At 29.9% G+C, this 22,510-nt stretch carries 21 protein-coding genes and 1 riboswitch; of the genes, 16 read left to right on the top strand and 5 right to left on the bottom strand.

Annotated features, from left to right (window positions below):
* Nucleotides 1-18: 18 nt before the first annotated feature.
* The 6 genes from KQI77_RS09005 to malQ all read left to right on the top strand — a co-directional run bounded on the left by KQI77_RS09005 (nucleotide 19) and on the right by malQ (nucleotide 7,002).
* Nucleotides 19-966 (top strand): CdaR family transcriptional regulator, encoded by a 948-nt coding sequence (locus KQI77_RS09005; protein ID WP_216390093.1) that lies wholly within the window; start codon nucleotides 19-21, stop codon nucleotides 964-966.
* Nucleotides 967-1,139: 173 nt separating this feature from the next.
* Complete coding sequence (locus tag KQI77_RS09000; protein ID WP_216390092.1) at nucleotides 1,140-2,348, top strand: maltose ABC transporter substrate-binding protein; 1,209 nt, start codon at nucleotides 1,140-1,142, stop codon at nucleotides 2,346-2,348.
* Between the two features lie 111 nt (nucleotides 2,349-2,459).
* Nucleotides 2,460-3,392 carry a carbohydrate ABC transporter permease gene (locus tag KQI77_RS08995; protein WP_216390091.1) on the top strand — a complete coding sequence of 311 codons (933 nt, stop codon included), beginning with the start codon at nucleotides 2,460-2,462 and terminating at the stop codon, nucleotides 3,390-3,392.
* Between the two features lie 103 nt (nucleotides 3,393-3,495).
* Complete coding sequence (locus tag KQI77_RS13025) at nucleotides 3,496-4,290, top strand: sugar ABC transporter permease (RefSeq protein WP_367397296.1); 795 nt, start codon at nucleotides 3,496-3,498, stop codon at nucleotides 4,288-4,290.
* A gap of 147 nt (nucleotides 4,291-4,437) precedes the next feature.
* Nucleotides 4,438-5,457 (top strand): LacI family DNA-binding transcriptional regulator, encoded by a 1,020-nt coding sequence (locus KQI77_RS08985; RefSeq protein ID WP_216390090.1) that lies wholly within the window; start codon nucleotides 4,438-4,440, stop codon nucleotides 5,455-5,457.
* Between the two features lie 24 nt (nucleotides 5,458-5,481).
* Complete coding sequence (gene malQ, locus KQI77_RS08980) at nucleotides 5,482-7,002, top strand: 4-alpha-glucanotransferase (RefSeq protein ID WP_216390089.1); 1,521 nt, start codon at nucleotides 5,482-5,484, stop codon at nucleotides 7,000-7,002.
* A gap of 254 nt (nucleotides 7,003-7,256) precedes the next feature.
* Here malQ and KQI77_RS08975 read toward each other — a convergent pair whose 3' ends face one another.
* Both KQI77_RS08975 and KQI77_RS08970 read right to left on the bottom strand, forming a co-directional pair.
* Nucleotides 7,257-7,703 carry a hypothetical protein gene (locus KQI77_RS08975; protein ID WP_216390088.1) on the bottom strand — a complete coding sequence of 149 codons (447 nt, stop codon included), beginning with the start codon at nucleotides 7,701-7,703 and terminating at the stop codon, nucleotides 7,257-7,259.
* Nucleotides 7,704-7,774: 71 nt separating this feature from the next.
* Nucleotides 7,775-8,902, bottom strand: a complete 1,128-nt coding sequence (locus tag KQI77_RS08970) for a PucR family transcriptional regulator (RefSeq protein WP_216390087.1) — start codon at nucleotides 8,900-8,902, stop codon at nucleotides 7,775-7,777.
* Between the two features lie 226 nt (nucleotides 8,903-9,128).
* Between KQI77_RS08970 and KQI77_RS08965 the strand changes: the two genes are divergently transcribed.
* From KQI77_RS08965 to ribE, 6 genes are all read left to right on the top strand, one after another.
* Entirely contained in the window at nucleotides 9,129-10,481 is a 1,353-nt protein-coding gene (locus tag KQI77_RS08965; protein WP_216390086.1) for an aspartate aminotransferase family protein, read from the top strand.
* A 182-nt stretch (nucleotides 10,482-10,663) separates the two neighbouring features.
* The gene (locus tag KQI77_RS08960) at nucleotides 10,664-12,034 is read left to right on the top strand and encodes a 2-isopropylmalate synthase (protein WP_216390085.1); all 1,371 of its coding nucleotides are present in this window, start codon (nucleotides 10,664-10,666) and stop codon (nucleotides 12,032-12,034) included.
* 83 nt (nucleotides 12,035-12,117) lie between these two features.
* Nucleotides 12,118-12,235: riboswitch (FMN riboswitch) on the top strand.
* A gap of 255 nt (nucleotides 12,236-12,490) precedes the next feature.
* Complete coding sequence (gene ribD / locus KQI77_RS08955) at nucleotides 12,491-13,576, top strand: bifunctional diaminohydroxyphosphoribosylaminopyrimidine deaminase/5-amino-6-(5-phosphoribosylamino)uracil reductase RibD (RefSeq protein ID WP_216390084.1); 1,086 nt, start codon at nucleotides 12,491-12,493, stop codon at nucleotides 13,574-13,576.
* Nucleotides 13,576-14,223 (top strand): riboflavin synthase, encoded by a 648-nt coding sequence (locus tag KQI77_RS08950; RefSeq protein WP_216390083.1) that lies wholly within the window; start codon nucleotides 13,576-13,578, stop codon nucleotides 14,221-14,223. The genes ribD and KQI77_RS08950 overlap by 1 nt, the downstream gene beginning before the upstream one ends.
* Before the next feature lie 12 nt (nucleotides 14,224-14,235).
* Nucleotides 14,236-15,426, top strand: coding sequence for a bifunctional 3,4-dihydroxy-2-butanone-4-phosphate synthase/GTP cyclohydrolase II (locus tag KQI77_RS08945; protein WP_216390082.1), 1,191 nt, complete (start codon nucleotides 14,236-14,238; stop codon nucleotides 15,424-15,426).
* A gap of 14 nt (nucleotides 15,427-15,440) precedes the next feature.
* Complete coding sequence (ribE, locus tag KQI77_RS08940) at nucleotides 15,441-15,902, top strand: 6,7-dimethyl-8-ribityllumazine synthase (RefSeq protein WP_216390081.1); 462 nt, start codon at nucleotides 15,441-15,443, stop codon at nucleotides 15,900-15,902.
* A 55-nt stretch (nucleotides 15,903-15,957) separates the two neighbouring features.
* On the opposite strand, the gene KQI77_RS08935 is transcribed toward ribE, so the two are convergent.
* The 3 genes from KQI77_RS08935 to KQI77_RS08925 are packed head-to-tail and all read right to left on the bottom strand — an operon-like array spanning nucleotide 15,958 to nucleotide 17,915.
* The gene (locus KQI77_RS08935) at nucleotides 15,958-16,890 is read right to left on the bottom strand and encodes a DUF4097 family beta strand repeat-containing protein (protein ID WP_216390080.1); all 933 of its coding nucleotides are present in this window, start codon (nucleotides 16,888-16,890) and stop codon (nucleotides 15,958-15,960) included.
* 13 nt (nucleotides 16,891-16,903) lie between these two features.
* Nucleotides 16,904-17,593: a DUF1700 domain-containing protein gene (locus KQI77_RS08930; protein WP_216390079.1), complete on the bottom strand. Its 690-nt coding sequence runs from the start codon at nucleotides 17,591-17,593 to the stop codon at nucleotides 16,904-16,906.
* Between the two features lie 16 nt (nucleotides 17,594-17,609).
* Nucleotides 17,610-17,915, bottom strand: coding sequence for a PadR family transcriptional regulator (locus tag KQI77_RS08925; protein ID WP_216390078.1), 306 nt, complete (start codon nucleotides 17,913-17,915; stop codon nucleotides 17,610-17,612).
* Between the two features lie 402 nt (nucleotides 17,916-18,317).
* Here KQI77_RS08925 and sfsA point away from each other — a divergent pair, with 402 nt between their 5' ends.
* The 4 genes from sfsA to ftsH all read left to right on the top strand — a co-directional run bounded on the left by sfsA (nucleotide 18,318) and on the right by ftsH (nucleotide 22,439).
* Nucleotides 18,318-19,010 carry a DNA/RNA nuclease SfsA gene (gene sfsA / locus KQI77_RS08920; RefSeq protein WP_216390077.1) on the top strand — a complete coding sequence of 231 codons (693 nt, stop codon included), beginning with the start codon at nucleotides 18,318-18,320 and terminating at the stop codon, nucleotides 19,008-19,010.
* Between the two features lie 62 nt (nucleotides 19,011-19,072).
* Nucleotides 19,073-19,750: a hydrolase gene (locus KQI77_RS08915; RefSeq protein WP_216390076.1), complete on the top strand. Its 678-nt coding sequence runs from the start codon at nucleotides 19,073-19,075 to the stop codon at nucleotides 19,748-19,750.
* A 176-nt stretch (nucleotides 19,751-19,926) separates the two neighbouring features.
* Nucleotides 19,927-20,466, top strand: a complete 540-nt coding sequence (gene lepB, locus KQI77_RS08910) for a signal peptidase I (protein ID WP_216390172.1) — start codon at nucleotides 19,927-19,929, stop codon at nucleotides 20,464-20,466.
* Nucleotides 20,467-20,564: 98 nt separating this feature from the next.
* Nucleotides 20,565-22,439 (top strand): ATP-dependent zinc metalloprotease FtsH, encoded by a 1,875-nt coding sequence (gene ftsH / locus KQI77_RS08905; protein ID WP_216390171.1) that lies wholly within the window; start codon nucleotides 20,565-20,567, stop codon nucleotides 22,437-22,439.
* Nucleotides 22,440-22,510 lie beyond the last annotated feature (71 nt).

Below are 22,510 nucleotides of genomic sequence, written 5' to 3'. Positions count from 1 at the left end.
AGAGTTTGAGGTGTATTCATGAAGAAAATCGTTGAGATGATGGAAAAAATAAATGAAGTTACTCAAATTCCTTTTAGAATGAAAGATGAGCTAGGAGATATATATGTATCTCCTAGCTTCAATACTATTAAGGAAGAAATTATTGAAAGAATAATTAATGTGGAAAATAAAAGAATATATATACAAATTCCTAAAAGCGAAGAAAAAGTAATGTTTCTATTAGAATATTATATTGAAAATGTGCTTAAAGAAAGCTACATAAAAAAAAGAATGATAATTAATGAGATATTAAGCAATAATTTTGTGCAAAGAGAAGAAATTATTGAAGCTTATCCTTGCTTATCTTCAAAATTTGATATGATTTTAATATATGTTGATAATATGCTTGAAGAAGCATTTTCCTTATTAAAGGAATGCTATGATGAAAATGAAATGCCTATATTGATATACCAAGACAAGATATTATTATTAGGAAAATTAGAATCTGTACATGAACATGCTGTTAGTATAAAAGAAACTATAATTACTAATATATCTACAAAAGTTATAATAAGTTACTGTAAAGTTGAGGGTTATAAGAATATATTGAAGCATATAGAAGAGTGTAATGCAAGAATATCTGTAGTTAGAAAGTTTGATATGGATATTGATATAGTTAATGAAAAAGATACAATATTTGAAGAAATAGTGGATAATATTAATTCTAAGAAAAAAGAAGAACTAATTGGGTATTTTAATAAGAAGCTAAAAAAATTAGATAATGATATGGTGAAAACTATAGATGTGTTTTTTAAGTGCGGACTTAATCTTAGTGAGGCTGCCAAGGAACTTTATATTCATAGAAATACTTTAATATACAGAATAGATAAAATACAGAAATACACAGGGTTTGACATAAGAATTTTTAATCAAGCAACTATCTTTAAAATAGTGTTTACATTATGGAAAGGTGAAAATAAATTCTAAAAAAATGAAAATAAGGTATTGAAAATGTTTCCACGGTGTAGTACAATAATCTTGGGAACGATACCGAATGTAAATTAAGTAAATTATTTTAAGTTATGTTTGGTAATGTAATTGCTTATTAGGCCTTATTATAAGGTTTATATAATAAGATGATATGAGGAGGAGTAAAAATTATGAGCAAACGTACAAGAATTTTAGCAGCAACTATGGCTGCAACAATGTTAACTACAGCATTAGTAGGATGCGGTGGATCAGATGACAAAAAGGGAGGATCAAGCTCTAAGAAGTCTTTAACTGTATGGTCTCACTTATCAACTGATGAAGTTGATGCTGTAAGAACAGTAGCAGAACAATGGGGAAAAGATAACGATGTAGATGTTAAAGTAGTAGAAGATACAGGAGAAATGCAAGCTGCTATCACTGCTTTACAAAGTTCAAAAGGACCAGATATCTACTTCGGTTTAGCACACGATAACTTAGGAACTTATCAAAAAGCTGGAGTACTTGCAGAAGTACCAAGTGATTACAAAACTTCAGATGATGAATATGTTTCACAAGGAGCTGTTGATGCTGTAACTATAAACGGAACTAAATATGCTATTCCACTAGCAGTTGAATGTGTAGCTTTATTCTACAATAAGGATAATGTTCCTGAAGCACCAACTACTATGGAAGAAGTAAGAGATAGCGGTAAATTCCAATTCAATGCTAATGACTTCTATTTAACATTTGGATTCTTATCAGCAAATGGTGGATATGTATTCAAAGATAACGATGGTACATTAGATCCATCAGATATTGGATTAGGAAATGAAGGAGCAACTAAGGGATTCGAATTCCTTAAGAGCTTAGCAGATAAGAAAGAAATATCAGTTGATATTACTGATGATATAGCTAAAGCTAACTTCATGAACGGAGAAACTGATTACTACATTTCAGGACCTTGGAATGTTTCAGATTGTGCTGGATTAGTTAATTTAGGAATTACTCCATTACCAACAATAGATGGAGAAACAGCTAAACCATTCATGGGTGTACAAGCTGCATTCGTAAGCTCAAAATCTAAAAACTCAGATTTAGCTTGGGAATTAATGGAATACTTACAAGAAAACACAACTGATATATTAATAGAAAAAGGAAGTAGACTTCCAGCATTAAATTCAGCTATGGACAGTGACGCATTCAAAGCTAACGAATACTCAGCAGAATTCGTAAAAGCATCAGAAGTTGCTATTCCAATGCCTAACATTCCAGAAGTTCAAGCAATGTGGACTCCAGGAGCAGACAACTTAAAGGCATTAATTACTGGAACACAAACTCCAGAAGAAACTGCTAAGAAGTTAGTTGATCAAGTTAAAGAAGGAATAGCAAACATGGAATAGTCTGTTAGGCTAATTCATATTGAATTTCTAAGACAATTAAGAGGGGATTAAAATCCCCTCTATAATTTACGTATATATTTTAGGTTATCTTTGAAAGGAGTTTTTTGTAGTATGAAGGCTATAACAAAAAAAGGCGATGGAGTCAAAGCAGCAGCTTTTATGGCACCTGCAATGATTTCAATAATTATTTTTACAGTGCTACCAATAGCTTATACAATATGGTTAGCATTTACAAACAAAACAATGTATATTGCAAGTGAAGATGTAAAGATGGTAGGTCTTAAGAACTTCGTAGAAGTTTTAAATGGACCATTTAAAGAAGTATTCTTCCCTGTATTTGGTTGGACACTTATCTTTGCTTTAATTTCAACATTAGGTTCATTCTTTGTAGGTTTAATTACAGCAATGTTATTGAACAATGAACACATAAAAGAAAGAGGCGTTTATAAAGCTATTTTAATTATTCCATGGGCATTACCAGTTGTTGTTGCTATTCTTTCATGGCAAGGACTTTTAAATGGTACTTATGGTGCAGTAAATAACTTGTTATTAAATATTAGAATTATAAGAGAACCTATTCCATGGTTATCAGATCCATTCTGGGCAAGAGTTGCATTATGTTTTGTTAACATTTGGTTAGGATTCCCTTACATGATGAATATTTGTTTAGGTGCATTAGCAGCTATCCCAACTACTTACTATGAAGCAGCTGATGTTGATGGAGCTAGTAAGTTTACTCAATTTGTTAAAATTACAATGCCATCAATTGCCCAAACTGCTTATCCACTTTTAATTTCATCATTCTCATTTAACTTTAATAACTTTGGTTCTGCGTACTTGATTACATCCGGTGGACCTGCTAGAGCAAATAGCCAATATGCTGGTTATACAGATATACTAGCATCTGTTAACTATAAGTTATCAAATGGTAGTATAGGTAAATATAATATAGCAGCTGCTATAGGATTACTAGTATTTATATTACTTGCTATAATTTCATATGCTCAAATGAGATTATCAGGACAATTCAAGGAGGTACAATAATATGCAGATGTCAGCTAACAATACTGAACCAGTATTAAAATATGAAGAAAAAGTTTCAGGCAGAGAAAAAAGAAAAGCTTGGATTTCAAGAATATTCCTTTGAATATTTGTTTTAATAGTTTTATTCCCATTACTATCAATAGTTGCAGCATCATTAACTAAAGGTACAGGATTCGCTACTACTAAATTATGGCCAAGTGAAGTTACATTTGAAAACTACTCAAAGGTTATAAAAGATACTAACTTCTTATTATGGGTTAAAAACTCATTAATAATTTGTTTATCAGTTGCAGCAATACAATTAATATTAACTACACCAGCAGCATTTGCTTTCTCTAAATTAAAATTTAGATTCAGAAGTGGTGGACTTATGAGTTTATTAATACTTCAAATGTTCCCTACAACAATGGCTTTACCAGCTATATTAACTATATGTTATAACTTATATGATACTGTTGGAATAGCAGGTACAGATAACAAGCTAATAATTATTCTTTTATTAGCAGGTGGTAGTGCATATAATATATGGTTAATGAAAGGTCATATGGATGGTATTCCAGATGAATTAATAGAAGCAGGATATGTTGATGGTTGTACTACAATGCAAGTTTTCGTTAAAATCGTATTACCTATGATGAGAAATATGTTCTTAGTTATATTCTTATTTGCATTCATTAATGCATATTCAGAATTCATATTCAGTTCATCATTATTAAAAGATCCGAGTGTACAAACTGTAGCAACAGGTTTACAATCATTTATAAAAGATAAATTTGCTTCTAACTGGACTCAATATTCAGCAGCAGCTATAATGGCATCAGTACCAGTAGTTGTGCTATTTATGGGACTTCAAAAGTTCGTAGCTGGTGGTTTAACAGCTGGAGCTGTAAAGGGCTAATAGGTAAAGGCAATATTAAACTAATTTCTATAGATAACTTAGTAAATACAAAAATTCCTAGTAACATAGGAATTTTTGTATAATAATTATTGGTATCGGTACCGGTTTTTCATAGGTATATAGTATATCAATGAGGGGGCAATAAATATGAATATTAGAGATATTGCTAAAAAAGCTGGAGTTGGAGTAAGTACTGTATCAAGGGTATTAAATAATCATCAAGATGTAAAAGAGAGTACTAGAGAGAGAGTTATGGCAGTCATAAAAGAAAGTAATTACGTTCCTAATAATAGTGCTAGAATATTAAAGCAAAATAACACAAATCATATTGGCATATTAGTTAGGGGCGTTTTTAATCCTTTATTTTCTGAAATGACTAATATCATAGGTGGAATTATCAATGATTCTAAGTATACAATGATATTAGAACAAAATGATTTTACTTTGTCAGATGACTTTGAAACATTACAGGCATTTATAAAAGAAAAAAGACTTAGAGGAGCTATTTGCCTTGGAGGAAATTTTGAAACAGTAAGTAAGGAACAATTAGCATCATTAGAAGTGCCTGTTATATTAACATCAGCAAATACTTTATTTATTAATGATGATATTGGGTATTCATCTGTAGGAATAGATAATGAAAAAGCAGCATACATAGCAATTAAATATTTAATAGATTTAGGTCATCGCAATATTGCGGTAATGATTGGTGAAGAGAATGACCTTGGAATCAGTTGGTTTAGATTAAAAGGTTATAGAAAAGCATTAATAGAGAATAATATTGAATTTAATACTAACAATATGTTAGTTGGTGATTATAATTCTGAAAGAGCATATGAAGTCTCTAGGGAATTTATAAGAAATAATAAAGATGTAACAGCAATCTTTTGTATATCGGATGTTATGGCAATAGGCGTTGCAAAGGCTATTGTGGATGAAGGATTAATTATAGGAGATGATATATCATTAATAGGATTTGATGGTATGGACATAAGTAAATTCTATAATCCTGGTATAACAACTGTGATGCAACCTAGAATAGAAATGGCTAAAAAAAGTGCAACATTGCTATTAGATCTTTTAGATGGAAAAACACAAAATCAACATATTATTCTAGACACTAAATTAATAAAAAGAGAATCTTGTAAAAAGAATAAAAATAAATAAAAATATAGAAAAGAGGGAATATATATGGAAAGAGGCGCAGGAGTATTAATGCATATAGCTTCTCTACCTGGTAAATATGGAATTGGTAAAATGGGAAAAGAAGCTTATGAATTTGCAGATTTCTTAAAAGAATCAGGAATTAAATATTGGCAAATATTACCTATAGGACACACTAGTTATGGAGATTCTCCATACCAATGTTTCTCAGCATTTGCTGGTAATCCATATTTTATAGATTTTGATATTCTTAATAAACAAGGGTTATTAAAGAGATCAGATTATAAGAATGAAGAATATGGAGATAATCTTGAAAAAGTTAACTATGAGTTAATGTTTGATGTTCAATATAAAGTTTTAAGAAGAGCTTATGAAAACTTTAAGGTATCAGATAAATTAGATGATATTAAAGAAGAATTTGAAGCATTTAAAAAAGAAAATGCTATGTGGCTTGAAGATTATGCATTATATATGGCTGTAAAAAACCATTTCGATTTAGTTAGTTGGAACGAATGGGATGATGACATCAAGAAGAGAGAAAAAAGTGCTGTAAAGAAATATAAAGAAGAACTAAGTGATGAAATAAATTACTGGTCATTCTTACAATACTTATTCTATGATCAATGGATGAAGCTTAAAGAATATGTTAATGAGCAAGGCATTAAAATAGTTGGGGATATTCCTATATATGTAGCTACAGATAGTGTTGATACATGGAGTAATCCTAAGAACTTTAAGATAGATAAAGAAACATTTGACCCAATAACTGTAGCTGGATGTCCTCCAGATATGTTCTCAGAAACAGGACAATTATGGGGAAATATTATCTATGATTGGGAATACATGAAGAAAGATAAGTATTCATGGTGGATATCAAGAGTAAAAGAAAGCCTTAAGATATATGATGTATTAAGAATTGACCATTTTAGAGGATTTGAAGCATTCTGGGAGATACCATTTGGAGAAGAAACAGCTGTAAATGGAAAATGGACTGAAGGACCAGGAATGGACTTATTTAATGCAATAAAAGCAGAACTTGGAGAAGTAGAAATAATTGCAGAAGATTTAGGAGTACAAACTGAATCATTAGCAGAATTCTTAAAAGAAACTGGATATCCAGGAATGAAAGTATTACAATTTGCTTTTGGTGCAGAAGAAGGAGAAGTTATGGATGGTACTAGTGATTATTTACCACATAACTATACTGAAAATTGTATAGCTTATACAGGAACTCACGATAATGATACATTTATGGGATGGTACACTGTAACAGGCGGTAAACAAGAAGTAAAAGAAGCTAAAGCTTATCTTGGATTAAATAAAGAAGAAGGATTAAACTGGGGCTTCATAAAAGGTGTATGGAATAGTGTTGCTAATATTGCTATTGCACCAATGCAAGATTTCTTAAACTTAGGAAATGATGCAAGAACTAACTTCCCATCAACTTTAAGCGGAAACTGGCAATGGAGAGCGCTTCCAAAGAGCTATAATAAGAGATTAGCTAAGAAGATATATCAATTAACTAGAAGAGCAGGAAGATGTGAATAGTTTTTTGAAAAATTTCTATCAATAAAAATATAGTTTTTATATGAATATTATTTGATTTCATCAAGTATTCTAAACAATAAAAAATTGACTTGCCTAAATATTACAAATTCACATTAGTTTGAACAGTGTAATATTTTTAATGGCAAGTCGATTTTTTATTTATAAGAATACTAAGATTTATCTAGATATATACAATAAAAAACTTTATTACTAAACTAGAAATAATTATTTTAATTAAATATTGATCATCTTTGTTATAGTATTGAATTTAAGCAATTAACATCTGATATACTATCATTAACACTACAGTTTATTTTTTTTAGTGACTGTTCTAAATTTAATAATAGTGATCTTTCAGTATCTGTAAGATTACCATTAGAGCATAGTGTTTGAGCCAAGAATAAAAGTGTAGCTTTAGCTTCTGCTAGAGTAACCTTAATATCACATAAGTTATCATCAAGATTATTTAATGATGCTGTTACTAGATTATTATTATTTGATGGACATAGAGCTGTTGAGCTTGATGTTATAGAAGTAGAACATCCACAGTTGCTATTAGATAATATATCTAATAGTGAATTGTCATCATTATCTGAACAACAACGGTTACTATTTTTTGTGTTGTTGCAGCAATCACAGTCAAATGAGCAAGAAGATCTTTTCTTGCAACATGAAGAACGATCGTATAAACTATTATTCATTTGTATCCTCCATTATAATTATTATTGATTGATATTATATTATGAAAATAATAATTATAGTGTGTGAGAATTTATAATATATTTTTTATATAAAAAGATAATAGAAGTTCCATCTTTACGGACATATTATCAATATCAACATCTAAAATGCTTTTGATTTTTCTTATTCTATAATTAATGGTATTTCTGTGAGTAAATGTAGCATCTGCTACAGCTTGAATACTTGAATTATTAAGTAGATATAGTTTTAAAGTAGTTAATAAATCTGTATTGTGCTTGTTATCATACTCAATTAAGTTGCCTAAAGAATTATTGTAAAATTCTATTAGGCTATCTTTTTTATTAATTTCTAATAGAAGCTTGTATATCCCCAAGCTATCATAGAATATACAATTGTTAGGAGAAGGAATTAATGAGCATTTATTAGATTGGTCATATCCTAATGATAGATTTTTTATACCTTTAATAGCTGAACTTATAAAAAATTTTATAGGATATTTTTCTATGAGTTTTTTAGATAAATTCTCAAAATAATTTAGAGAAATTTCTCTGGATTCGCTATGAAATACTAAGAAATAATCTTTATTAATAGTTATAATATTATATTTTATTGTTGAATAATTAAAAGATATATTATAAATAGAATTTATGATATCTTGCATTGGATAAGTAGAGGTAATCTTACAAACATAATAATAACCATCTGTATCATATTTGTTTTCAGATAAAACATCATAATATTCATAGGATAGAGTTCTATTTAGTAATAAATTTTTTATTGTTGCATCTATATTTTTAGATCTTTGTTCTTCAGTAATTATAGAATTACAATAATCTTGCATTATATCGACTAAGTGAATTTCCCAAGGCATAGTAATAAGAGGAAAATTATATTTGTTACAGTAATTTATAATATCCTCAGGTATGTTTTTTATATAATTTCCTATGTTAATAACTAATCCACCAGCATTATGTATAATTAAACTTTTAATAAGTTCTAGTAGCCAATTCTCATTATGATTATATTCAAGTCCAGTAGTAAAGATAAGTTCATTTCCACGAATAAAATCAATTGTAGAATTATCTTCAGAATAATATACCCAACTTATTATCCTATTTACACCATTAATTCCAGCAACTAATTCTAATTTGTATTTTGATTTTGTATCATTATATAAATTCAATAATGAAATAGACATATTATCACCTCGTTTATAATATTATATAATATTTTTGTGCATTAAGCACAAAAAATAAAGAAAAATTTATGCTAGACAACGTTGAGAACATAGTATGGTTGTGCTATATTATAATCAATAAATAAAAGAAAAGTAGATGACAATGAGGTCAAGGATATAGGGTCTCTTTGTCATCTTTTATTTTTTGAAAATTGTATTATTAATATATATTTAGGGGGTAGTAATTATGTTAAGAGAAGCATTACCAAAAATTATTACAGAAACAGTTCCAGGACCAAAGGCAAAGGCAATAATAGAGAGAAGAGAAAAAGCAGTTCCTTCAGCAATAAAATGTGTTTATCCTGTAGTTATAGAACGTGGAGAAGGGGCGATGATTGAAGATGTTGATGGCAATACATTTTTAGATTGGATCGGTGGAGTAGGTGTTTTAAATGTAGGATTTAGTCATCCAGAAATAATAGAAGAAGTTAAGAAACAAAGTGAAAAGTATTTTCATGGAATGTTTAATATAGTAACTCATGAGGGATATGTTAAACTAGCAGAAAAATTAAATCAAATAGTACCAGTAAAGGGTAAAGTTAAAAAGACATATTTTGCAAATAGTGGTGCTGAAGCAGATGAAAATGGTGTAAAGTTGGCAAAGGCATTTACTAAAAGACCTAATATAATATGTTTTTCAGGAGCATTTCATGGTAGAACTAATTTAACTATGGCAATGACTGCAAAGAAGGTTTATGCAAAGGGTCTTGGACCATTCCCAGAAGGTGTATATAGAGCTGAATATCCATATTTATATAGAAAACCAGCAGGAATGACAGATGAAGAAGCAATACAATATTATGTTGATTCAATATACAAGGTATTTGATGAATGTTCTCCGGCTGAATATATAGCTGCAATAGTTGTTGAACCATTGCAAGGTGAAGGTGGATTCATTCCAGCACCAATAGAATGGGTAAAGGCTGTAAGAAAAATATGTGATGATAATGGAATTATGCTTATAGCAGATGAAGTTCAAAGTGGTTTCTGTAGAACAGGTAGAATGTTTGCAAGTGAATATTGGAAGGAAAATGGTGTTGAACCAGATATACTTACAACAGCTAAATCAATAGCAGCAGGACTTCCATTAAGTGCAATAATTGCAAGAGAAGAAATAATGGAAGCTGTTTATCCAGGAACTATTGGTGGAACTTATTGTGGTAATCCATTAGCTTGTGCTTCAGCTCTTAAGACAATAGAAATTATGGAAAGAGATAAATTAGCAGATCGTTCTCTAGAAATAGGAGAAAAAGTTATGAAGAGATATAAAGAATGGGTAGATAAGTATGAAGTAGTAGGCGATGCTAGAGGATTAGGTGGTATGATAGGTCTTGAATTCGTAAAAGATAAAAAGACTAAAGAACCTAATGGAGAATTAGTTGCTAAGTTAATTCAAGAATGTGCACAACATGGATTAATGGTTGAAAATTCAGGTAGTCATGGACAAGTAATTAGATTTTTGGCACCACTTGTAATGACTGATGCTCAATTAGAAGCAGGATTAGATATATTAGAAAATGCAATTAAGAAATGTTCTTAATAAATAAAGTTATTTTGTATTTCCGTAAAATTATTCTTTGAGAATAATTTTACGGATTTTTTAAATTACGAGCAATAAGAATACACTATATATTTTGGAATATATTTGATTTAATTCACATTTATTGATATTATATATAAATGCAATACTTTAAACTAACTATAAGATAATGGGGTGAAATAATGACACAAATCAACAATAATAAAATCATTTTTAACAAAGAACGTAATTTCTTAGAAGAGGAACCGCATTGTTACAATTTACAAAATAGAGACAAACCTAATTTATATAGAGAAATATTTAGCTATGATATGGTGCCATTAACAGCTTTTAATCATAGATATACAATGCCATCAATGCCTAAGGAAATATATATTACAGATACAACATTTAGAGATGGACAACAATCTAGAGAACCTTATTCAGTTAAACAGATAGTAGACTTATTTAAAATGATAAATGAGCTTGGGGGTAAAAATGGAGTTATTAGACAATCTGAATTCTTTGCATACAGTAAGAAGGATGTAGAAGCAATATATAAATGTAGAGAATTAGGGTTTGAATTTCCTGAAATAACTACATGGATAAGAGCTAATAAGAAAGATTTTAATGTTGTAAAATCTTTGGAAATAAAGGAAACAGGTATATTAATTAGCTGTTCTGATTATCATATATATAATAAAATGAAATTAACTCGTGAAGAGGCATTTAATAAATATGTAGAGATTGTTAGGGATGCATTAAATGAAGGAATTATTCCTAGATGTCATTTAGAGGATATAACTAGAGCTGACTTTTACGGTTTTGTTGTTCCTTTAGTTAATGAATTTATGAATATGTCCAAAGAAGCAAAATTACCAGTTAAGATAAGAATATGTGATACGTTAGGAATAGGGGCATCTATGCCAGGAGTGACATTACCAAGAAGTGTACCAGGTATTGTTTATGGATTGAAAAATTTCTCGAATGTTCCTTCTGAGTGGTTAGAATGGCATGGACATAATGATTTCTATAGAGCTGTTATTAATGGAATAACAGCATGGATGTATGGAGCTTCAGCAGTAAATTGTTCATTACTTGGAATAGGAGAGAGAACTGGTAATATACCAACAGAAGCAATGGTTATGGAATATGCATCATTAAGAGGTACCTTCAATGGAATGAATCCTCAAGTAATAACTGATATAGCAGATTATTATACTAAGGAATTAAAATATGATATTCCACCTATGACACCTTTTGTTGGCGAGAATTTTAATGTAACTAAAGCAGGAATTCATGCTGATGGATTAAATAAAGATGAGGAAATTTATAATATTTTTGATACTAAAAAAATTCTCAATAGAGAAGTTGGTGTAGCTATAAATCAATCATCAGGAATTGCGGGTATAGTTTATTGGTACAATAAGAGGTATCCCGATGAAAAAGTTAGTAAAGAATCTGAGATTGTATTAGAAATTAAGAAGTGGATAGATAATGAATATGATAATGGACGTCAACATGCTATTACAAATTCTGAATTAGAGGATTTAATCAAAAGAATAAAAGGATAAATATTATGTATAATTTTATAGCATTATTGAGAAAATATTTGTTGACATAAAAAGTTATATATAGTACTATGTAGTAAAGTTAATAATATCTTCAGGGTGTGGTGTAATTCCCAACCGGCGGTTATAGCCCGCGAGCTCTTATGAGCATGATTCGGTGAGATTCCGAGGCCGACAGTAGAGTCTGGATGGAAGAAGATTAGATATAGAATTTATATATATGATTTGTATATATTTAGATTATGTTGATAATGCACTCTGGAATCTTAGGATTTCAGAGTTTTTTTCTTCATAATAATTGTATATTTTATATTTAGAAGCCTTGAAGTTAATTCAAGGCTTTTTTGTTTATAGGAAATTCAAGCCTATGGCAAAATATCATATAAGCATAAATGTTAACTATATATAGATGAAGATATGAATAACTTATAATAAACTTTTATAGGAAGTGATAAGAATATGGACAAAATCTATATGAAGAGAGCTTTAGAGTTGGCTGCATTAGGTAGAGGCAAGGTAGCTCCTAATCCTATGGTTGGAGCTATTATAGTGAAGGAGGACAAGATCATAGGAGAAGGATATCACAAGAAATATGGTGATAATCATGCAGAAGTAAATGCCGTTGAAAATGCTACTGAAGATGTAAGAGGAGCTACTATGTATGTAACCTTAGAGCCTTGTGCACATTATGGTAAGACACCTCCTTGTGCTAAACGAATAGTGGAAGAAGGCATCAAAAAGGTTGTTATAGGAGTTTTAGATCCTAATCCCTTAGTTGCAGGTAAAGGGGTAAATATACTAAAGGATGCAGGAATAGAGGTAGTGGTAGGAGTCTTAGAAGAAGAATGTAGGAAGATAAATGAAATATTTATGAAGTACATAGAAACTTCTAGACCTTTTGTACTTATGAAATATGCTATGTCTCTAGATGGCAAGATATCAACAGCTACAGGTAAATCTAAGTGGATAAGTTGTGAAGAGTCTAGAAAGGATGTGCATAAGTTAAGAAATAATTTATCAGCAATAATGGTAGGAATAAATACTGTTATAAAAGACAATCCTATGCTTAATTGCAGAATTGAAGGTGGAAATGATCCAATAAGGATAATAGTTGATTCGAATCTTAGAATTCCACTAGATTCTAAGATAGTTAATACATCAAATAATATATCAACTATAGTTGCTACTACCCATAAAGCGGATAAAGATAAAATCAAATTGCTTGAAGAAAGAAATGTAGAAGTGATTGTTGCTAAAGAAAAAGATGGAAGAGTAGATATAACTAGTCTTATAGATAAGTTAGGAGAAAAGAAAATAGATAGTATACTTCTAGAAGGTGGAAGTGAAATTAACTTTTCTTGCTTACAAGAGGGAATTGTAGATAAGGTTAGAATATATATTGCTCCAAAGATATTAGGTGGGAATAATGCAAAAGGGGCTGTTGGAGGAAGAGGTGTATCAGAGATGATAGAATCTTTTAATATAGAAAATATAGATATTAGTACTATTGGTAGTGATATCGTAGTAGAGGGGTATGTTAAGTAATGTTTACAGGAATAATAGAAGAAATAGGTGAAATTAAAAATATAATCCCTGGACATGAGAATTTATCTATAGAGATAAGAGCTACTAAAGTGTTGGAAAATACAAGGCTTGGAGATAGTATTGCAGTAAATGGAGTATGTCTAACAGTATGTAAATTAAATAAAGATTCATTTGTAGCAGATGTTATGGGAGAAACATATAGAAGAACAAATTTAAGTTTATTAAAAAGAAATAGCAAGGTTAATCTAGAAAGAGCATTATGTTTAAGTGATAGATTAGGTGGACATATAGTTAGTGGACATGTTGATGGATTAGGTAAATTAATTAATGTAGAAAAAGAAAATATATCAACGTGGTTGACCATACAAGTATCTAATAATATAGCTAAGTATATAGTTGAAAAAGGATCTATAACAATAGATGGAGTAAGTCTTACAGTGGCAGAAGTGGATAAAGATAAATTTAAAGTTTCTATAATACCTCATACCTCGAAAGAAACAACTATATTGTCAAGAGACATAGGTTATGAATTCAATATTGAAAATGACATTGTAGGTAAGTATGTAGAAAAGTTATTAGGTTTTAAGAATAAAGAAGAGAAGAGTAATATAACAGAAGATTTTTTGATGAGAAACGGCTTTATGTAAGGAGGAAAAAATATGAAGTTTAGTACAGTAGAAGAAGCAATTGAAGAGATAAGAAATGGCAATATGATAATAGTGGTAGATGATGAGGATAGAGAAAATGAAGGTGATCTAGTAGTTGCAGCAGAGAAGGTAACTGGGGAGCATATTAATTTTATGGCAAAAATGGGGAGAGGATTAATATGTACACCTATGGAGAGGGAGTTATTAGAGAAGCTAGATATAAATGAAATGGTAACAAAAAATACTGATAATCATGAAACTGCATTTACAGTATCAGTTGATTATAAAGATACAGATACTGGAATATCAGCTTATGAGCGAGCATTAACTATTCAGAAATTAGTAAGTGAAGATGTTACAGGAAGTGATTTTAGAAGACCTGGTCACGTATTTCCACTTATTCCAAAGCCAGCAGGAGTATTTGAAAGAAGAGGACACACAGAGGCATCAGTAGATTTGGCAAAGCTAGCAGGACTTAAGGGGGCTTCTGTTATATGTGAAGTTATGAAAGATGATGGACATATGGCAAGAACTTCTGATTTGTTGAAGATGGCAGAAGAATATAATTTGAAGATAATATCTGTAGAAGCAATAATTGAATATAAAAGTAAAAAAGAAGAATTAGTAGAGAAAGTTATATCAGCTAATTTACCAACTAAATATGGAGAGTTTACAGTATCTGCATTTGTTAATAAATATACAGGAGAAGAAAATATAGTTTTATCAAAGGGAGAATTTAAAGAAGGTGAACCTACTCTTGTTAGAATTCATTCAGAATGTTTTACAGGAGATGTATTAGGGTCTAAGAGATGTGATTGTGGTGAGCAATTACAAAATGCATTAAGAAGAATTGAAAAAGAAGGTAAAGGCGCACTTTTATATATGAGACAAGAAGGTAGAGGGATAGGATTACTTAATAAATTGAAAGCTTATACATTACAAGATGAAGGATATGATACTGTAGAGGCAAACTTAAAATTAGGTTTCCCAGCTGATATGAGAAAATATGATGTTAGTGCACAGATATTAAAGCAATTAGGTATAAATAAAGTTAAGCTTATGACTAATAATCCAGAGAAGATTACTGGACTTAATCAATATGGAATAGATGTGGTTGAGAGAGTTCCAATAATTATAGAAGCAAATGAAATAGATAAATTCTATTTACAAACAAAAAAAGAGAAAATGGCACATATGCTATAAGGAGGAGTATAGAAATGAAATTATTAGAAGGAAATTTAGTAGGACAAGGTATAAAGGTAGCAATAGTAGCATCTAGGTTTAATGAATTTATAGTATCAAAGCTTATAGGTGGAGCAGAAGATGCGTTAGTAAGACATGGTGTAGATACTGATGATATAACATTAGCATGGGTTCCTGGTGCTTATGAAATTCCACTACTAGCAAAGAAATTAGCACAAAAAGATGAATATGATGCAGTAATATGTTTAGGAGCTGTTATAAAAGGATCAACATCACATTATGATTATGTATGTGCAGAAGTGTCAAAGGGAATTGCAGCAGTATCATTAGAAACTAATAAACCAGTAATGTTTGGTGTATTAACTACTGATAATATAGAACAAGCAATTGAGAGAGCAGGAACAAAGGCTGGAAATAAAGGCTTTGATGTAGCAGTATCTGCTATTGAGATGATTAATTTAATGAAGGATTTATAGAAAATATAAACTCCCCACCTAACAAAAATTATATTTTGCTAGGTGGGGAAAATTTTTAATTATCGCTTATATCTAAATCACCACTTTTGGTAATTACATTTATAATTTTTTCACCAGATTTATGAGAAGAATCATCATATAAATCACCACTTAGTGAAGAAAAATTGACATCAAAATTTTCTTTAGAAGGCACAGTTAGATAAACATCTCCAGAGGTACTGTTTATGTCCATTGATTTATCTAATCTAGTCATTTCAATATCTATATCACCTGAAGTAGTCTTTATTTTACTAATTCCAAGTTCAGAAGTTTCTGCATATATATCACCACTTGTAGTGTTTATATTAGATTGCTTAGTCTTAAAGTTCTCTATATCTATATCTCCACTTATTGTAGAAATTGATGTGTTTTGAGTATTTAAATTATTTATTTCGATATCACCACTTGTGGCTTCTATATTAAATGAACTTAATGTAATTGCATTAGAACAATCGATATCACCACTTACTGTATTAATGTTTATATTATTTTTATATTGACTTGGAATAAATAATTTTAATTTAAATGTTCCAAATGATAATGAATTTTCTTTAGTTGATATAGTGGCAATGTTGTTAGAATATCCAAAATCACCAATGATATCTTCAAAGGACTTGGTATCTGAAAAAGTGCCCTCTATGGTCATTTTTATTTCAGTTGCAATAGAATTAGTGAACTCTACTTCAATATCAGCAGCAGTTGAGTTAATGTTTATTTTTTCAATATTGTCATCTATGGTAATACTTCTAGTGTCATTAAATTTACTAGTAAACCTACCGTTAAATTCAAAATCATCAAGTATGGAAAAATTATGATTTTTTAATTCTTTAGCAAGTGTACAGTTACTATTAAAAATAATAATTATAGCAGTTAAAAAGCAACCAATACATACTATAAGTGAAACAATTGCTGTTATTATAACTTTAGTAGAAATAAATTTCTTTTTCAAAATAAACACCTCCTTAGTTATTCCTGATCCAATTTATAAAACTTCTAATTAATAGAATAATTGCTTTGATTATATATATAATAACAATAATACAAAATATTGAAAGTGCAATTGTTCCAATAAGTGCAAGAATCTTTGATGCAATTGGTAAGTCAGTAAGATATTTTGGAATGGATATACCTGGAACCAATATACCGTAGCCTGATAATGTTACTGCAATTAAAGCAATACATAAAGATATGGGAACTACTATTGCTGTAACACCTATGCCAAAGATAGCACTAAGTATTCCCAAAAGTAAAGGACCACAAAATATGATTAATGCGGAAACTATTATTATCTTTAATATTATACTAGCATTTGAAGATTTTATATCAGGTTCTGGTTTAGTATAATTATTTTTTGTAGTATCATAAGAAGAAGTATTGCTAGTATCTTCTGTGTTAAATTGTGATGAATTAGTAGAGGAATCTTTTTCTGAATTATTGTTATCTTCGGATACAGGTTTTAGATAACCATTTCTATATTGATTAACTATTTCATAAGGGTCTCCTAATTCAGCTATTATCTCTTCATCTGTTTTTCCGTCAGCTCTACCATAAGTAAAGTGTTCTTCATAATCGTATAAAATATCATTTCGTTCACTAGTTGGAAAGTCTTCTAGACCTTCTTCGATAATTCTAAGAAATTCGTACTTAGTCATTATTATAATTTACCTCCTAAGATAAAATTTGGTTTACGGCATCTACAAAATGATGCCAATCTTTTTCAAGTTCAATTTTCCGCCTAAAACCATTATCAGTTAAACTGTAATATTTTCTAGGAGGACCTTCTTGGGATTCACGAAGATATGTTGAGAAGTATCCTTCAGAAGACAATCTTCGTAGTATAGGATATATGGTTCCATCAGAGATTGATATATTCTTAGATATTTCACTTACTAATTCATATCCATAACAATCTTTTTTTGATAAAACAGATAATACACAAAGTTCTAATACACCTTTTTTTAATTGAGTATCCATTCTACATTCGCTCCTTGATTATTTTCTTAACTCTATTATATTATTCGGTATTAAATAATGCAAGGTAGTAAATAATATTTTAGTCTTATCTATGTTCAAATAAGATTTTTGGATAGGTGCTTTAAATATATCTTTGTATAAGGTTTATAAGTTGTGGAATATGTGGATAAAGTGGATAACTCTGTGGATAAGTACTTTTTTATAAAAAAGGTATTGACACAATATATAAGCATAACTTTAAATATTGACAACAATATACAGTAAGTTGCAAAATGTAAATTAATAAGATAAAATCTTATTCGACAAAGATAAGAAAAAGAAAAAATACGACATAAATTATTCACATGTATGTGGAAAAGTTATGTGAATAATGTGGATAAGTATGTTTGTGAGAGGATAAGTATGTTATATAATAAAAATATTTTTGAAGCTAAATTTATAAATAGACCTAACAGGTTTAATGCAGAAGTAGATATGGATAATAATAATATAATAGTTCATGTTCCTAATACAGGAAGGTGCAGAGAACTGTTGATACCTGGAGTTACAGTATTACTTAGAGAAGAATTAAATCCAACACGTAAGACAAAATATGATTTAGTTGCAGTGTATAAAAAAGAAAAGTTAATCTCTATAGATTCACAAATTCCTAATAAGGTAGTTAAAGAAGCATTGCTTAATAAAGCTGTGGATAACTTGAAAGGTTACTCACAAGTTTTAACAGAAAAGACTTATGGAAATAGCAGATTTGACTTCAAATTAATAGATGATGATGCTAGAGAGTATTATTTGGAGGTAAAAGGCGTTACGTTAGAAATGGAAGGACACACTAAATTCCCAGATGCACCTACAGAAAGAGGTACTAAACATATAATGGAATTAATAGAAGCAAAGAAATCAGGTAAGGGTGCAGGGATTTTATTTTTAATTCAAATGGAAGATGTAAAAAGTTTCTCACCTAATAGTGAAACAGATCCTAAGTTTTCTGAAGCACTTAAACTTGCTTACAAGGAGAAGGTGGATATTATGGCATACTCCTGTAAAGTTACTAGAGAAGGAATAGAATTATATAAAAGTGTGGAGGTAGTGCTTTAGTTACTACTAAAATAGGAGTATAATAAAATAGTTAGAAATGTGAAATTAAAGGGGGTACCTATATGGAGAAGAAGAGTAAGTTTATTCCTGAAGTAAAAGGAGTACTTAGAAGTCATGTTATAGAGGTTCCACCAATAATCAGAACTTGTGGTGGAATGAAGATTTTTGGAAAGAGAATTAAATCTATATTATTTACAACAGATGTAGCAATAATAAGAAATACAAATGCAGATGCTATTATTGCAGTATATCCTTTTACACCACAACCACTTATAACAGAAGCTTTGATTAAGGCTGCAGATGTACCTATATTCTGTGGAGTAGGTGGTGGAATTACTCAAGGCAAGAGAGTGGTTAACCTTGCTCTTGATGCAGAGTTTAAGGGTGCTATGGGAGTTGTTGTTAATGCGCCTACAGACAATAGAATAGTAAGAAAAATTCATGATACTATAGATATACCTGTTATAGTAACAATAGTTTCAGATGAAGATGATGTTGACGGAAGAATAAAATCTGGAGCAACAATCTTGAATATTTCTGCTGGTAGAGATACTCCTAGAATTGTTAAGATGATAAGAGAGAAATATCCAGAATTCCCTATCATGGCAACTGGTGGTCCTACTGATGAATCCATTCAGAGAACAATAGAAGCAGGAGCTAATGCAATCACATATACACCACCATCTGGAGCTGAAGTTATGGGGGCGCTTATGGATAAGTATAGAGGAACAAATCAATAAAAATATTATTAATTTGTAATAAATATTAATTTTTATTCACAACTTAAGTGTGATATACTTAATTAAACCTATTAATTATAAGATATTATATGATAATTTGTTATAAAATAATTGTTTACTCTGTAGAAAATTATATAAATTAAAGGCATTAAAATATGGAGGTATATATGGAGATTATGGAAAATACAAAACAAGATAAAAAGAAAAAAATATTTAATGGAATAAAGGAATGGGCTATATGTATAATTATAGCAGTTATAGCAACTGTTCTTATAAATAAATTTTTGATATACAAGGTATATATTCCATCAACATCAATGGTACCTACCATTAATAAAGGAGATCAATTATTTGTAACAAGAGTATATAACCCAGAGAAACTTAAAACAGGTGATATAGTGGTGTTTTATTCTCGAGAAAATAAAGACACATATATAAAGAGACTTATAGGATGTCCTGGTGACAATGTTAAGATAGAAAAAGGCGTTGTATATGTTAATGGTGAAAAGATAAACCAAGATTATGTTGTTTATAATGATACATTTTCAGGCGAATATGATGTCCCAAAAGGTAAATACTTTTTCTTAGGAGATAATAGACCTGTATCTAATGATAGTAGAAAGTGGGTTAAGACTCCATATGTAGATGAGGATGATATTGAAGCAAAAGCAGTGCTTAGGGTATATCCTTTTAAAGATTTTGGACTTCTTAAGTAAAGCATAGAAAGTTAAAGATTATAAGATGAAAAAGAGGTGGTATATTAATGAATGAAGAGAAGAAGAATAATAACATAAATGATAAGAAACCTAATAATATGAACAATAATAATAATAACAATAAAGGCAAATCACAAATATTTTTATATTTTACTTTGATTTTCTGTTTGGTTATGACGTTTAATGTACTTAGAGATACATATTATACTGAGAAGATTTCATATAGTGAATTTAAACAAATGATAGAAGATGATGCAGTACAGAAGGTAGAGATATCTAGTGACACAATAGAGATATATTCTAAGAAGAATAGTGAATATAAGGGTGATGTTTTATATACTATAAGAGTTTCAGATGATGAGTTAGTTCCAGAATTAGAGAAGAAGAATATAGAATTTAGCGGTAAGGATGAGAGAACATCTCTTATGATGAATATATTAGGTAGTTGGATTATTCCAATAGCTATATTATTTTTCTTCTGGAAGTTTGTACTATCTAAAGCTGTTGGCAAAATGGGTGGAGGTATTGGTTCAATATCTAAAAATAAGGCTAAAGTCTACTGCGAAAATGAAATAGGTGTTACATTTAAGGATGTTGCAGGACAAGAAGAAGCTAAGGAATCATTAGAAGAGGTTATAGGATATCTTAATAATCCGTCTAAGTATACAGAGATAGGTGCAAAGTTACCAAAAGGAGCACTATTAGTTGGACCTCCAGGAACCGGTAAAACTCTTATAGCTAAAGCTGTTGCAGGAGAAGCAAAAGTACCATTTTTCTCATTAGCAGGATCTAGTTTCGTTGAAATGTTTGTTGGTGTAGGTGCATCTAGAGTAAGAGAATTATTTAAGGAAGCAGAAGAAAAAGCACCTTGTATAATATTTATAGATGAGATTGATGCTATAGGTAAGAGCAGAGATAATCAGATGCAGAGCAATGATGAAAGAGAGCAGACTTTAAATCAATTATTATCAGAGATGGATGGTTTTGATTCCAATAAAGGAATAGTAATACTAGCTGCGACTAATAGACCAGAAGTATTAGATAAGGCTTTACTAAGACCTGGTAGATTTGATAGAAGAGTAATAGTTGATAGACCAGATCTTAAGGGTAGAGAAGCTATACTAAAAGTACATGCAAAAGATGTATGTTTAGATGCAGATGTTGATTTGGTTGAAATAGCAAGAGGTACTCCTGGTGCAGTAGGTGCTGATCTTGCTAATATAATTAATGAAGCAGCATTAAGAGCTGTTAAACATGGTAGAAATGCAGTACTTCAAGAAGATTTGAGAGATGCTGTAGAGGTTGTAATTGCAGGTAAAGAAAAGAAAGATAGAATACTATCAAAACAAGAAAAAGAAACAGTAGCTTTTCATGAAGTTGGGCATGCACTTGTTGCAGCATTACTAAAAGGCAGCGATCCTGTTCACAAGATAACTATAGTTCCTAGAACAATGGGAGCACTAGGATATACAATGCAATTGCCAGAGGAAGATAAGTATCTACAATCTAAAGAAGAATTAATTAATCAAATAACAGTTCTGTTAGGTGGAAGATCTGCAGAAGAAGAGGTATTTAATAGAATATCTACAGGTGCTTCAAACGATATAGAGAGAGCAACAAGTATAGCAAGAAGTATAGTAACTATATATGGTATGACAGATGAATTTGATATGGTAGCATTAGAATCAATACAGAATAGGTATTTAGATGGAAGAGCTGTTAGAAATTGTAGTGAAGAAACTTCTACAAAGATTGATGAAGAAATAGTTAAGATAGTTCGTGAAGCACATAAAAAAGCAAGAAGTATCTTGAATGAAAATAGAGATTTATTAGATAAGATAGCTAGAGTGCTATTAGAAAAAGAAACTTTATTTGGTGATGAATTTATGGAAATGGTATGTGAAAAGTATCCAGAACTTAAAAAGCCTAAGGTAGATAAGAAAGAGATAGATGAATCAGAGGCTTTAGAATAAGAATAATAATAAATTATTGAGGATTGATGCAGGGTATATTATATTATCCTGCATTAGTTATTTAATTGTCA

This window comes from Clostridium sp. MSJ-8, assembly GCF_018918325.1.
GTDB lineage: Bacteria > Bacillota > Clostridia > Clostridiales > Clostridiaceae > Clostridium.
Note: the sequence above shows the minus strand (reverse complement) of the source record. Positions and strands in the feature narration are given on the sequence as shown.

Excerpts from the sequence above, each read along its gene's own strand:
- KQI77_RS09005 (WP_216390093.1), top strand. The coding sequence starts at position 19 with ATGAAGAAAATCGTTGAGATGATGGAAAAAATAAATGAAGTTACTCAA.
- KQI77_RS09000 (WP_216390092.1), top strand. The coding sequence starts at position 1,140 with ATGAGCAAACGTACAAGAATTTTAGCAGCAACTATGGCTGCAACAATG.
- KQI77_RS08995 (WP_216390091.1), top strand. The coding sequence starts at position 2,460 with ATGAAGGCTATAACAAAAAAAGGCGATGGAGTCAAAGCAGCAGCTTTT.
- KQI77_RS08985 (WP_216390090.1), top strand. The coding sequence starts at position 4,438 with ATGAATATTAGAGATATTGCTAAAAAAGCTGGAGTTGGAGTAAGTACT.
- malQ (WP_216390089.1), top strand. The coding sequence starts at position 5,482 with ATGGAAAGAGGCGCAGGAGTATTAATGCATATAGCTTCTCTACCTGGT.
- KQI77_RS08975 (WP_216390088.1), bottom strand. The coding sequence starts at position 7,703 with ATGAATAATAGTTTATACGATCGTTCTTCATGTTGCAAGAAAAGATCT.
- KQI77_RS08970 (WP_216390087.1), bottom strand. The coding sequence starts at position 8,902 with ATGTCTATTTCATTATTGAATTTATATAATGATACAAAATCAAAATAC.
- KQI77_RS08965 (WP_216390086.1), top strand. The coding sequence starts at position 9,129 with ATGTTAAGAGAAGCATTACCAAAAATTATTACAGAAACAGTTCCAGGA.
- KQI77_RS08960 (WP_216390085.1), top strand. The coding sequence starts at position 10,664 with ATGACACAAATCAACAATAATAAAATCATTTTTAACAAAGAACGTAAT.
- ribD (WP_216390084.1), top strand. The coding sequence starts at position 12,491 with ATGGACAAAATCTATATGAAGAGAGCTTTAGAGTTGGCTGCATTAGGT.
- KQI77_RS08950 (WP_216390083.1), top strand. The coding sequence starts at position 13,576 with ATGTTTACAGGAATAATAGAAGAAATAGGTGAAATTAAAAATATAATC.
- KQI77_RS08945 (WP_216390082.1), top strand. The coding sequence starts at position 14,236 with ATGAAGTTTAGTACAGTAGAAGAAGCAATTGAAGAGATAAGAAATGGC.
- ribE (WP_216390081.1), top strand. The coding sequence starts at position 15,441 with ATGAAATTATTAGAAGGAAATTTAGTAGGACAAGGTATAAAGGTAGCA.
- KQI77_RS08930 (WP_216390079.1), bottom strand. The coding sequence starts at position 17,593 with ATGACTAAGTACGAATTTCTTAGAATTATCGAAGAAGGTCTAGAAGAC.
- KQI77_RS08925 (WP_216390078.1), bottom strand. The coding sequence starts at position 17,915 with ATGGATACTCAATTAAAAAAAGGTGTATTAGAACTTTGTGTATTATCT.
- sfsA (WP_216390077.1), top strand. The coding sequence starts at position 18,318 with ATGTTATATAATAAAAATATTTTTGAAGCTAAATTTATAAATAGACCT.
- KQI77_RS08915 (WP_216390076.1), top strand. The coding sequence starts at position 19,073 with ATGGAGAAGAAGAGTAAGTTTATTCCTGAAGTAAAAGGAGTACTTAGA.
- lepB (WP_216390172.1), top strand. The coding sequence starts at position 19,927 with ATGGAAAATACAAAACAAGATAAAAAGAAAAAAATATTTAATGGAATA.
- ftsH (WP_216390171.1), top strand. The coding sequence starts at position 20,565 with ATGAACAATAATAATAATAACAATAAAGGCAAATCACAAATATTTTTA.